We start from the raw sequence: 12,824 nt of genomic DNA, 5'->3' as shown, positions 1-12,824 counted from the left end.
GAACAGCCGGGCGCGACGCCGCACGGTCGCCCCTCCTGGGCGCACTCGTCGGCGACGCCCGTCCCGGCGCCGTCCGCACCGGCACCGGACCCGCGCGGCCCGGCGGGCTGGTCCGCCGTCCCGCCGCCCCCGGGCGCACGGCTCCGACCCGGTTCCCCGGCCGGTCCGGACGCCGAGCCCGTGCACGCCGGGCGCCCGACGTGGGTACAGGCCACCGCGCCGCAGCCCGCCCCGACCGACGAGAGCGCCGCGGGCGGTTCGCGCGCCGACGCCTGGCGCCGGGCCTGGGGCCTGCCGCCGACGGACGGCGACAGCACCGCGACCGAGCCGGACACCGACGCGACGAAGGAGGACGGACGATGACGCGCAGCACACGCTCGCGCCGGATCGCCGCCGCCCTCGGCAGCCTGCTCCTCCTGGGGCTCGCGGCGTGCGGCAACCCGCTCCCCGAGGCTCAGCCCGAGCCGGTCCCCGCGGTCGCCCCCGCAGCCACGACGGTCTCGCAGTCCCAGGACGTGCTGACTGATCTCGGCGCCGTCCTGGCGGCCGCCGACGCGGCCCTCGACCCCGCCCAGCTGCCGCCTCGGGTGGACGGCCCCGCGCTCGCGGTGCGCTCGGCCGAGTACGTGCGCGCCGCCGCGACCGCCGGCGCCAAGCCGCCGACAGCCCTGCCGACGGACGCCCAGGCGCTGATCGTGCCGCAGACGGACGTCTGGCCCCGGACCCAGCTGGTGGTCACCAAGCAGCCCGACGACCTTCAGGCCCCCCGGATCCTCGTGATGCAGCAGAGCGCCCCGCGCGAGCAGTACAAGCTCTGGGGCTGGGGACGCATGGGCGCTGCCGTCCAGATGCCGCCCACGGCGGCCCCGGAGACCGGCAGCCCGGTGCTCGCTCCCGACGCCACCGGCCTGGTGGTGACGCCGACCGAGGCGCTGCAGCAGTACGCCGACGTGCTGGCCAACGGCGACGCCTCCGCGTTCGCCGCCACCTTCGAGCCGGACACGTTCCGGTCGAGCATCGAGGCGGCGCGCGCGGCGACAGCCGCCGGCGTGCAGGCTGCCGGGACCGCGACCGAGACGTACACGCCCGCGCCGGCCCCCGTCGTCAGCCTGGGCACGGTCGACGGCGGTGCCATCGTGGTCGGCCAGCTGACCACGGTGTCGACCGTGACCTTGACGGTCGCAGGTGGGACGATCCCGATCTCCGACCCGTTCTACGCAGCGCTCACCGGCAAGACCAGCGCCGGCAGCAACTTCGTCCGCACGTTCACCGACGTCCTCGTCATGTACGTCCCCCCGGCCGGCACCGGTGCACCGGTGAAGCTGCTCGCCGCGGAGCACGCCGTGACGTCGGCGACGGCGGAGTGACATCGCAGGACCGCACGACCCCCGACCCGACCGACGCAGGCCTCGAAGGATGATCGACGCATGTCCCAGCCCACCGGACCCCACCCCCGCCTCGACGTCCGCGGTGCCGTCGACCTGTCGACGCTGAACCGCCCGGCCACGCCGCCCCCGGGCAGCCCCGGCGGTCTTCCGACGCCGGGCACCTACGTGGTCGACGTGGACGAGGCGTCGTTCCCCGCCCTGGTGCAGTCCTCGACGCAGTACCCGGTGGTCGTCGTCCTCTGGTCGCCCCGCAGCGAGGCGAGCGCGACGGTGGCGGCCGACCTGGCGGCGCTGGCCGACGAGGACGCGGGTCGCTGGCAGCTCGCGCGCATCGACGCCGAGGCCAACCCGCAGATCGCCCAGGCGTTCCAGGCCCAGAGCGTGCCGACGGTCGTCGCGGTGCTGGCCGGCCAGCCGTTGCCGCTCTTCCAGGGTGCCTACCCGCTGGACCAGGTGCGAGCGGTCCTCGACCAGGTGCTCGCCGCCGCCGAGGCCAACGGCATCACCGGCCGGGCCACGCCGAGCACCGCGACCGACCAGCCGCAGGAGGAGCCCGAGCCGGAGCTCCCGCCCCTGCACCAGGCCGCCTACGACGCGATCGAGCGGGACGACCTGCCTGCCGCGACCGCGGCCTACGAGCAGGCGCTCAAGGAGAACCCTCGAGACGCGCTCGCCCGCGCCGGCCTGGCCCAGGTGGGCCTCCTCGACCGCACCCGCGACGCCGACCTGCAGACGGCCCGTGCCGCCGCGGCAGCGGACCCGTCGGACGTCGACGCGCAGCTCGCGGTCGCCGACCTCGACATCCTCGGCGGCAAGGTCGAGGACGCGTTCGCGCGGCTGGTCGACGTGCTGCGGACGACCGCCGGCCCGGAGCGCGAGCGCGTCCGCGTGCGGCTGGTCGACCTGTTCGAGGTCATCGGCGGCGAGGACCCCCGTGTCATCGCCGCCCGCCGTGCCATGGCGAGCGCCCTGTACTGAGCGCCCCGACGCTCGCCGTACCCGTTTGTGCAGGTCAGGCGGCCTGAGGCCGACGTGACCCGCGTCACCGGGCACGGATTTGCTCTCCGGCCGGGAGCCTGCGTAATCTTCTCGACGTCGCCCGGCAGGGAGGAACGGACACCGCGGATCGCACCGCAGTGGCTGGTCCCCCGAGCGACAGCCCCGAACGTTCCGACCGGCCGTCACATCGCCGGTCATCTGGAGCGTGCGGAGACAGGAACCGAGGTTCCACCCCAGCTGAATCGCCTCTGACGAGGGGATTTGACGGGGAGGGTCGGCTCCGCTAAGTTAGAACGGTTGCCTCCGGACAGGTTGAAAAGCCTGAATGGATGCGCGTCTGTTCCTTGAGAACTCAACAGTGTGCCAAATAGTCGATGCCATATGGCTCGCTTCTGGATGTGTTCTGCCTCGTTTGGGGTGGGGTGCTGAGGGTGGTGGGTCTTGGTTGAGATTGGTGCCGTTTCTTCTACCTCCGTGGAAGGCGGTGCCACAATTCAGCCGAATCTGATTGGTCCTTATCGGGACCGTTTCGTGTGTCGGTTGCTTCACCGCTTTGGTGGTGGGGTGCCATGTAGACATTTACGGAGAGTTTGATTCTGGCTCAGGACGAACGCTGGCGGCGTGCTTAACACATGCAAGTCGAACGGTGATGGCCAGCTTGCTGGTCTGATCAGTGGCGAACGGGTGAGTAACACGTGAGCAACCTACCCCAGACTCTGGAATAACCATGGGAAACGATGGCTAATACCGGATACGAGACGCACACGCATGTGTGGTGTCTGGAAAGATTTATCGGTCTGGGATGGGCTCGCGGCCTATCAGCTTGTTGGTGGGGTAGTGGCCTACCAAGGCGACGACGGGTAGCCGGCCTGAGAGGGCGACCGGCCACACTGGGACTGAGATACGGCCCAGACTCCTACGGGAGGCAGCAGTGGGGAATATTGCACAATGGGCGCAAGCCTGATGCAGCGACGCCGCGTGAGGGATGACGGCCTTCGGGTTGTAAACCTCTTTCAGCAGGGAAGAAGCGAAAGTGACGGTACCTGCAGAAGAAGCGCCGGCTAACTACGTGCCAGCAGCCGCGGTAATACGTAGGGCGCAAGCGTTGTCCGGAATTATTGGGCGTAAAGAGCTCGTAGGCGGTTTGTCGCGTCTGCTGTGAAAACCTAAGGCTCAACCTTGGGCTTGCAGTGGGTACGGGCAGACTAGAGTGCGGTAGGGGTGACTGGAATTCCTGGTGTAGCGGTGGAATGCGCAGATATCAGGAGGAACACCGATGGCGAAGGCAGGTCACTGGGCCGCAACTGACGCTGAGGAGCGAAAGCATGGGGAGCGAACAGGATTAGATACCCTGGTAGTCCATGCCGTAAACGTTGGGCACTAGGTGTGGGGCTCATTCCACGAGTTCCGTGCCGCAGCAAACGCATTAAGTGCCCCGCCTGGGGAGTACGGCCGCAAGGCTAAAACTCAAAGAAATTGACGGGGGCCCGCACAAGCGGCGGAGCATGCGGATTAATTCGATGCAACGCGAAGAACCTTACCAAGGCTTGACATACACCGGAAACTTCCAGAGATGGTTGCCCCGCAAGGTCGGTGTACAGGTGGTGCATGGTTGTCGTCAGCTCGTGTCGTGAGATGTTGGGTTAAGTCCCGCAACGAGCGCAACCCTCGTCCCATGTTGCCAGCGGGTTATGCCGGGGACTCATGGGAGACTGCCGGGGTCAACTCGGAGGAAGGTGGGGATGACGTCAAATCATCATGCCCCTTATGTCTTGGGCTTCACGCATGCTACAATGGCCGGTACAAAGGGCTGCGATACCGCGAGGTGGAGCGAATCCCAAAAAGCCGGTCTCAGTTCGGATTGGGGTCTGCAACTCGACCCCATGAAGTCGGAGTCGCTAGTAATCGCAGATCAGCAACGCTGCGGTGAATACGTTCCCGGGCCTTGTACACACCGCCCGTCAAGTCACGAAAGTCGGTAACACCCGAAGCCAGTGGCCCAACTCGTAAGAGGGGGAGCTGTCGAAGGTGGGACTGGCGATTGGGACTAAGTCGTAACAAGGTAGCCGTACCGGAAGGTGCGGCTGGATCACCTCCTTTCTAAGGAGCATCTGGCATCAGGTTGTCCTGTCATGGGGTGGCTGTGGTGTCCAGGCCCGTTGTCCCTGCCGAACGAGTGGGGGACGGTGCTCGAGGGTGGAACATCGACTGTGGCCGGCTTTCGAGCTGGTGGCGACCTAGTACGCCGGGCCCCTTGGGGTTCCGGGTGGGAACGGATCGTTGCTGGTCAGGGGTCGGCTGGGCACGCTGTTGGGTCCTGAGGGAACAGCCGGAAGGTTGTTCGTTCAGGGTCGCTACGAGTCTTGCGCTCACCTGCGGGTGGGGGTCGGGCTCGGGTGGCTGCGGGCTGGTACCGCTCAGACGAACCACTCATCGCCGCATGGCCCGCAAGGGTGTGCGTGGTGGGCAGGCGCTGGGGTGAGGGTGCTGGTGACCGGTCGTAGCTTGAGAACTGCACAGTGGACGCGAGCATCTTTTATGAATGATCTTTGTGGTCAAGTTTATAAGGGCACAGGGTGGATGCCTTGGCACTAGGAGCCGAAGAAGGACGTTGTAGCCTGCGATAAGCCTCGGGGAGTTGGCAAACGAACCGTGATCCGAGGATGTCCGAATGGGGAAACCCCGCACGAGTCATGTCGTGTGACCCGCACCTGAATATATAGGGTGTGTGGAGGGAACGGCGGGAAGTGAAACATCTCAGTACCGCCAGGAAGAGATATTCCGTGAGTAGTGGCGAGCGAAAGCGGATCAGGCCAAACCGTGTACGTGTTCAAGCCGGCAGGCGTTGCGTGCACGGGGTTGTGGGACCTTTCAGCTGGTTCTGCCGAATCAGCAGGGAGTCAGAAAGTCGCGTCATAGTCGAAGGGCATTGAAAGGCCCGGCACAGAGGGTGTGACCCCCGTAGACGAAATGGCGTGGCCTCCCGAAGGGGATCCCAAGTAGCTCCGGGCCCGAGAAACCTGGAGTGAATCTGCACAGACCACTGTGTAAGCCTAAATACTACCTAGTGACCGATAGCGGACAAGTACCGTGAGGGAAAGGTGAAAAGTACCCCGGGAGGGGAGTGAAATAGTACCTGAAACCGTGTGCCTACAATCCGTTGGAGCCTCCCTAGCAGGGGTGACAGCGTGCCTTTTGAAGAATGAGCCTGCGAGTTAGTGGTACGTGGCGAGGTTAACCCGTGTGGGGAAGCCGTAGCGAAAGCGAGTCCGAATAGGGCGATTCAGTCGCGTGCTCTAGACCCGAAGCGGAGTGATCTAGCCATGGGCAGGTTGAAGCGCGGGTAAGACCGCGTGGAGGACCGAACCCACCAGGGTTGAAAACCTGGGGGATGACCTGTGGTTAGGGGTGAAAGGCCAATCAAACTCCGTGATAGCTGGTTCTCCCCGAAATGCATTTAGGTGCAGCGTCACGTGTTTCTTGCCGGAGGTAGAGCTACTGGATAGCCGATGGGCCCCACCAGGTTACTGACGTTAGCCAAACTCCGAATGCCGGTAAGCCAGAGCGTGGCAGTGAGACTGCGGGGGATAAGCTCCGTAGTCGAGAGGGAAACAGCCCAGACCACCAGCTAAGGCCCCTAAGCGTATGCTAAGTGGGAAAGGATGTGGAGTTGCACAGACAACCAGGAGGTTGGCTTAGAAGCAGCCACCCTTGAAAGAGTGCGTAATAGCTCACTGGTCAAGTGATTCCGCGCCGACAATGTAGCGGGGCTCAAGTATACCGCCGAAGCTGTGGCATTCACATATCAGCTCAGCACCTTCGGGTGTTCAGGCGTGTGGATGGGTAGGGGAGCGTCGTGTGGCGAGTGAAGTCGCGGGGGAACCCAGCGGTGGACGCCACACGAGTGAGAATGCAGGCATGAGTAGCGAATGACGGGTGAGAAACCYGTCCGCCGAATGATCAAGGGTTCCAGGGCCAGGCTAATCCGCCCTGGGTAAGTCGGGACCTAAGGCGAGGCCGACAGGCGTAGTCGATGGACAACGGGTTGATATTCCCGTACCGGCGAAGAACCGCCCATACCGAGCCCGGTGATGCTAAACGCCCGAGCCGGCACACCACCCCTTCGGGGGTACCGTGCCGGGGAGCGCGTGACCCGAACCGGTAGTAGGTAAGCGTATTAACAGGGGTGACGCAGGAAGGTAGCCAAGCGTGGCGATGGTAGTCCACGTCCAAGGTCGTAGGGCGAGGTGTAGGCAAATCCGCACCTCACATAGCCTGAGAGCTGACGGTGACCGCATTAGCGGGAATCTGGTGATCCTATGCTGCCAAGAAAAGCCTCGACGCGAGGTTCTAGCCGCCCGTACCCCAAACCGACTCAGGTGATCAGGTAGAGAATACCAAGGCGATCGAGAGAATCGTGGTTAAGGAACTCGGCAAAATGCCCCCGTAACTTCGGGAGAAGGGGGGCCTGAAGCGTGAACCGACTTGCTCGGGGAGCGTGAAGGGCCGCAGAGACCAGGGAGAAGCGACTGTTTACTAAAAACACAGGTCCGTGCGAAGTCGCAAGACGATGTATACGGACTGACGCCTGCCCGGTGCTGGAAGGTTAAGAGGACGGGTCAGCCGCAAGGCGAAGCTCAGAATTTAAGCCCCAGTAAACGGCGGTGGTAACTATAACCATCCTAAGGTAGCGAAATTCCTTGTCGGGTAAGTTCCGACCTGCACGAATGGCGTAACGACTTCTCCGCTGTCTCAACCGCGAACTCGGCGAAATTGCACTACGAGTAAAGATGCTCGTTACGCGCAGCAGGACGGAAAGACCCCGGGACCTTTACTATAGCTTGGTATTGGTGTTCGGTGCGGCTTGTGTAGGATAGGTGGGAGACTGTGAAGCCGGCACGCCAGTGTCGGTGGAGTCAACGTTGAAATACCACTCTGGTCGCTCTGGATATCTAACCTCGGTCCGTGATCCGGACCAGGGACAGTGCCTGGTGGGTAGTTTAACTGGGGCGGTTGCCTCCTAAAATGTAACGGAGGCGCTCAAAGGTTCCCTCAGCCTGGTTGGCAATCAGGTGGCGAGTGCAAGTGCACAAGGGAGCTTGACTGTGAGACTGACAGGTCGAGCAGGGACGAAAGTCGGAACTAGTGATCCGGCGGTGGCTTGTGGAAGCGCCGTCGCTCAACGGATAAAAGGTACCCCGGGGATAACAGGCTGATCTTGCCCAAGAGTCCATATCGACGGCATGGTTTGGCACCTCGATGTCGGCTCGTCGCATCCTGGGGCTGGAGTAGGTCCCAAGGGTTGGGCTGTTCGCCCATTAAAGCGGTACGCGAGCTGGGTTTAGAACGTCGTGAGACAGTTCGGTCCCTATCCGCTGCGCGCGCAGGAAACTTGAGAAGGGCTGTCCCTAGTACGAGAGGACCGGGACGGACGAACCTCTGGTGTGCCAGTTGTTCCGCCAGGAGCACGGCTGGTTAGCTACGTTCGGAAGGGATAACCGCTGAAAGCATCTAAGCGGGAAGCCTGCTTCAAGATGAGGTTTCCATGCCCCCTCGAGGGGTGAGAGGCTCCCAGCTAGACCACTGGGTAGATAGGCCGGATGTGGAAGAGGGGACTCAAGACCCTTGCAGCTGACCGGTACTAATAAGCCGACAACTTCACCACTCATTCATTGATTTGCTACGCGTCCACTGTGCGGTTCCCGAGAGACGAACGGGAACCCGTTTGACAACTCGACAACGTTACGGCGGTCATAGCGAAGGGGAAACGCCCGGTCCCATTCCGAACCCGGAAGCTAAGCCCTTCAGCGCCGATGGTACTGCACTCGCCAGGGTGTGGGAGAGTAGGACGCCGCCGGACATCGTTCAGAAGAAGCCACCCCCAACGGGGGTGGCTTCTTCTGTTTCCAGGATTGTTTACTTTGCGCGCAGCGTCGGGCGTATTGATCACCATGATTCACCGCAGTGTCGTCCCCGCTCCGCCTATTCGGCGCGGCCCCACGGCCGCCGTTCGGCGTCCGGAGCAGGGGATGAGACGATGAGGCGGTCGATCGCGACGAGGAGAGCACACAGATGAACAGCGAGAATGGTGCCGGCGGCACACCTGACGACCGTGGTCGGTCGGGTGGCGCGAACCGCGGCCGACCCGACGGCGAGAACAGCTCGGCGCGCGGCTCCCGGGACTCCCAGAGCCGTGGCAACGCCCCGCGTTCCGGCTCCACCGGCGGCAGCGGTGGTTCTCGGTCGGGTGACCGGCCGCGTTCCGGCGGCGATTCTCGCGGTTCGCGACCGTCCTACGGGTCCGGCGACGACCGCGGATCGCGTTCCTCCTCCGGGTCGCGTTCCGGCGACTCACGCGGCGGTCGGCCCTCGTCCGGCGGGGACCGTCCGTCGTACGGCGACCGGTCCGGTGGTGAGCGTTCCTCCTACGGGAACCGTCCCTCCGGCGACCGTCCGTCCTATGGCAGCCGGCCGTCCGGGGACCGTCCGTCGTACGGCGACCGGTCCGGTGGTGAGCGTTCCTCCTACGGGAACCGGCCCTCCGGCGAGCGCCCGTCCTACGGGAACCGGCCGTCGGGCGATCGTCCGTCCTACGGTGACCGTTCGGGTGGCGGGGACCGCGGTCGCGGTGACCGACCCGGCGGCGAGCGTGCGTCGTACGGGAACCGTCCCTCCGGCGATCGTCCGTCCTACGGCAGCCGGCCGTCCGGGGACCGTCCGTCGTACGGCGACCGGTCCGGTGGCGGCGGTCGCGGTGACCGTCCCACGTCCGGCGGGCGCCCGTCGGGAGACCGTCCGTCGTACGGCAGACCTTCCGGCGACCGCCCCTCGTACGGTGGCCGTCCGTCCGGAGACCGACCGTCGTATGGCGACCGGTCCGGTGGCGGCGGTCGCGGTGACCGTCCCAGCTATGGCGACCGGTCCGGTGGTGAGCGTTCCTCCTACGGGAACCGTCCCGCCGGGGACCGTCCCACCTACGGCAACCGTCCGTCGGGGGAGCGGCCCTCGTATGGCAACCGGTCCGGCGGCGGCGACCGTGGGCGTGGGGACCGTCCCAGCTACGGCGATCGTCCCGGTGGCGAGCGTTCGTCCTCCGGCAGCCGTCCTTCCGGGGACCGGCCGTCCTACGGCAGCCGACCCTCCGGAGACCGTCCGTCCTACGGCGACCGGTCCGGCGGTGGTGACCGTGGGCGTGGAGACCGTCCCAGTTACGGCGATCGTCCCGCGGGTGAGAGTTCCTCCTACGGGAACCGCCCCTCCGGCGACCGGCCGTCCTCCGGCAACCGTCCCTCCGGCGACCGGCCGGCGTACGGCGATCGTTCGGGTGGCGACCGCAGTCGCGGGGACCGCCCGTCGTACGGCGACAGGTCCGGCTCGTCGAGCCGTCCTGCCGGCGACCGTCCGTCGTACGGAGACCGTTCTGGCGGCGGGGATCGTGGGCGCGGCGGGGACCGCCCGTCGTACGGCGAGCGCACCGGCGGCGAGCGCAGCGGCTACGGCAGCCGGCCCGCCGGCGAGCGGTCGACCAGCGACCGTCCCAGGAGCGACCGACCGTCCGGTGATCGGCCGCGGAGCGATCGGCCGAGCGGCGAGCAGCGTCCGTATGGCGACAAGCCGGCGGGCGACCGCCCCACGTCGGGCGGCCAGCGCTCGTCCTTCGGTGACCGCGGCGGACGTCCGGCGTCCGGCGAGCGACCCGAGCGCGCGGGTTCCGGGCGTCCCCCTGCGGGCGGCAACCGTGCCGACCGACCGGCCACGGGTGATCGTCGGCCCCCGGCTGGTCGTTCGGGGCACGACGGCGCTCGGAGCGGGTACGGCTCGGGTCCCGATCGCCGGGACAGCTCGGACGACCGACGCCTGTCGCGGCCGCCGCAGGAGGAGCGCGTCGTCGCTCCCGAGATCCCGGACGAGGTCGTGTTCAGCGACCTCGACCGCTCGGTGCGTGGTCGGTTGCGCACGCTGAGCAAGGACAACGCCGACGGCGTCGGGCGTCACCTGGTGATGGTGGGCCGACTGCTCGACACGCAGCCGGAGCTGGCCTACGAGCACGCGCAGGCGGCCGTGCGTCGCGCCGGCCGCGTCGACGTGGTCCGCGAGGCCGCCGGCCTGGCGGCGTACCGCACGGGTCGGTACGCGGAGGCGCTGCGCGAGCTGCGCACCGTGCGTCGGTTGAACGGCTCGTCCGAGCACCTGGCGATCATGGCCGACTGCGAGCGTGGGCTCGGTCGACCCGAGCGGGCCCTGGCGCTGGCTCAGGAGCCGGAGGCGGACACGCTGGACGCCGACGCGAAGATCGAGCTCGCGATGGTCGTCAGCGGGGCGCGCCTCGACCTCGGCCAGGCCGACGCGGCCGTGGCGTCCCTGTCGACGCCGGCGGTGCGGGCGGGCACGGGCATCGTCGCGATCCGGGTCGCCCAGGCTCGTGCGGCGGCTCTCGAGGCCGCCGGGCGGCCCGACGAGGCTGCGGCCGAGCTGGCGCCGTACACGCAGGACCAGCTCGACGAGGCCGCCGGGGACGTCGAGGTCGAGGACGAGGTGTTCGCCTTCGACCTCAGCGAGTTCGACGAGGACGGCGAGTACGACGAGGACGACGAGACGGCTGCCGAGGCAGCCGACAGCGACTTCGCCGGGGCGCTCGACCGGGACGACGAGAAGCCTGACGACGTCTCCGGCCTCGACGACGACGCGGCCGTGGAGCGCACGGACGACGACTTCGCCGGTTCGCTCGAGCCCGACGACGAGATCGGTGACGACGTCTCGGGCCTCGACGACGACGCGGCCGCGGACGGCGCCGATGACGACTTCGCGGGGTCGCTCGAGGCGGACGGCGACGCGGTCGACGACGCCACGGGCTTCGACGACGAGGCGGACGAGGGCGCAGACGCGCCCGAGCGGCCGCTGAGCGACGGCGACGACGTGCTCGTGTCGTCGGTCGAAGCGGCCGACTCGGTCGACTTCGAGGACGGCGCCGACGGCGACCGTGCACTGGAGGAGGCCGAGCCGCTGCTGACTGGGCGCGAGTCGGACGAGGCGGAGGGCGGTCGGTGACGGGCGGTCTCGTCGGCTCGCCGACGCCGCCGGCGGACCGGTTCGACCTCGCGCTCGTCGACCTCGACGGCGTGGCGTACCGGGGTCACGACCCGATCGACGGCGCGGCGGAGGGCCTCACCTCGGCGCGCGAGCGCGGCATGCGGCTGGTGTTCGTCACCAACAACGCGTCGCGCGAGCCCGAGTCGGTGGCGGACCAGCTCACGGACCTCGGGATCGTCACGCACGCGTCCGAGGTCATGACGGCGGCCCAGGCGGCGGCGCAGCTGCTGCGGACGCGACTGCCCCGCGGCGCGAAGGTGCTGGTCGTGGGGGGAGCCGGGTTGGTCACCGCCGTCCGGACGGCCGGGTACGAGGTGGTGCACTCCGCCGACGACGAACCGGCGGCCGTGGCCCAGGGCTTCGCGCCCGAGGTCGGCTGGCCGCAGCTGGCCGAGGCGGCCTATGCCGTCGGCCGGGGGGCGTGGCACGTGGCGTCGAACCTCGACCTGAGCCTGCCGACCGCCCGGGGCTTCGCGCCCGGGAACGGGTCGCTGGTCGGCGCCGTCCAGGCAGCGACCGGCGTCGTGCCCGACAGCGCGGGCAAACCGTCGCCGACGATGTACCGCATGGCCGTCGAGCGGGTGGGGGCCCGCGAGACGCTCGTGATCGGCGACCGGCTCGACACCGATCTCGCCGGCGCGCGGGCGGGTGGGTACATCGGGCTGCACGTGCTGACGGGTGTCAGCTCCGCGCGCGACGACGTGCTGGCGGTGCCGGGGGAGCGCCCACACCTCATCGGCGCGGACCTGCGGTCGCTGCTCGTCGCGCACCCCGAGCCCGAGCGGGCCGCCGACGGGTGGTGGACGGTGCGCGAGGCGTCGGCTCGGGTGGTCGACGGCGCGCTCGAGATCGGGCGCGGGAACCCGGCCTCCGTCGAGGACCAGGTCGACGTCGTGCGCGCGGCGTGCGCGGCGGCGTGGGCCACGGTGGACGACGGTGGCGAGGTCGACCCGGCCACCGTGCCTGAACTGGCGACGGATCTCGCGGCGGCTGACGGGCGCTGAGGTCGACCGGGGCCGGTGCCTGAGGTGCCGACGGATCTCGCGGCGGCTGACGGGCGCTGAGGTCGACCCGGCCCGGTGCCTGAGCCGGCGACGGGTCTCGCGGCCGGTCGACGGCCGGCGAGGTCGAGCGGGCCTCGGTGCCTGAGCCGACGACGGATGGTGCGGCCGGCTGACGGGCGCTCAGGCGGACCCGACACTCCTGCGGCCGGCCACGGTCTGCGATCCGTCGGCCCGGCGCGCACCGTCCTCGTCGTGGGTTGTGTGTGGCGACCGGTCCGTTCCGCCCGCGGCAGGTAGCGTGGGCGCGGTCCCGGGTGGAGCAGGTCGCCCGGTGCGCGACGTC

At 67.7% G+C, this 12,824-nt stretch carries 4 protein-coding genes, 3 rRNA genes and 1 pseudogene; all 8 read left to right on the top strand.

Annotated features, from left to right (window positions below):
* A pseudogene (locus tag AC1DT4_RS17095) lies at positions 1 to 363 on the top strand (hypothetical protein); the annotation flags it as partial.
* Positions 360 to 1,367, top strand: coding sequence for a DUF8094 domain-containing protein (locus AC1DT4_RS17090; protein ID WP_477090984.1), 1,008 nt, complete (start codon positions 360 to 362; stop codon positions 1,365 to 1,367). The pseudogene AC1DT4_RS17095 and the gene AC1DT4_RS17090, both read left to right, overlap by 4 nt.
* Before the next feature lie 60 nt (positions 1,368 to 1,427).
* Positions 1,428 to 2,366: a co-chaperone YbbN gene (locus AC1DT4_RS17085; RefSeq protein ID WP_477090983.1), complete on the top strand. Its 939-nt coding sequence runs from the start codon at positions 1,428 to 1,430 to the stop codon at positions 2,364 to 2,366.
* Positions 2,367 to 2,965: 599 nt separating this feature from the next.
* Positions 2,966 to 4,487 (top strand): 16S ribosomal RNA (locus AC1DT4_RS17080).
* Between the two features lie 453 nt (positions 4,488 to 4,940).
* Positions 4,941 to 8,052 (top strand): 23S ribosomal RNA (locus tag AC1DT4_RS17075).
* A gap of 78 nt (positions 8,053 to 8,130) precedes the next feature.
* Positions 8,131 to 8,247 (top strand): 5S ribosomal RNA (gene rrf, locus AC1DT4_RS17070).
* Together the 16S, 23S and 5S rRNA genes form the textbook arrangement of a ribosomal RNA operon.
* A gap of 2,054 nt (positions 8,248 to 10,301) precedes the next feature.
* Positions 10,302 to 11,435: a hypothetical protein gene (locus AC1DT4_RS17065; protein WP_477090982.1), complete on the top strand. Its 1,134-nt coding sequence runs from the start codon at positions 10,302 to 10,304 to the stop codon at positions 11,433 to 11,435.
* The gene (locus tag AC1DT4_RS17060) at positions 11,432 to 12,481 is read left to right on the top strand and encodes an HAD-IIA family hydrolase (protein WP_477090981.1); all 1,050 of its coding nucleotides are present in this window, start codon (positions 11,432 to 11,434) and stop codon (positions 12,479 to 12,481) included. Before AC1DT4_RS17065 ends, AC1DT4_RS17060 begins: the two co-directional genes overlap by 4 nt.
* Positions 12,482 to 12,824 lie beyond the last annotated feature (343 nt).

This window comes from Cellulomonas sp. P4_D11, assembly GCF_056401915.1.
The sequence above is the reverse complement of the archived record's forward strand: the minus strand, read 5'-3'. Positions and strand labels throughout refer to the sequence as shown.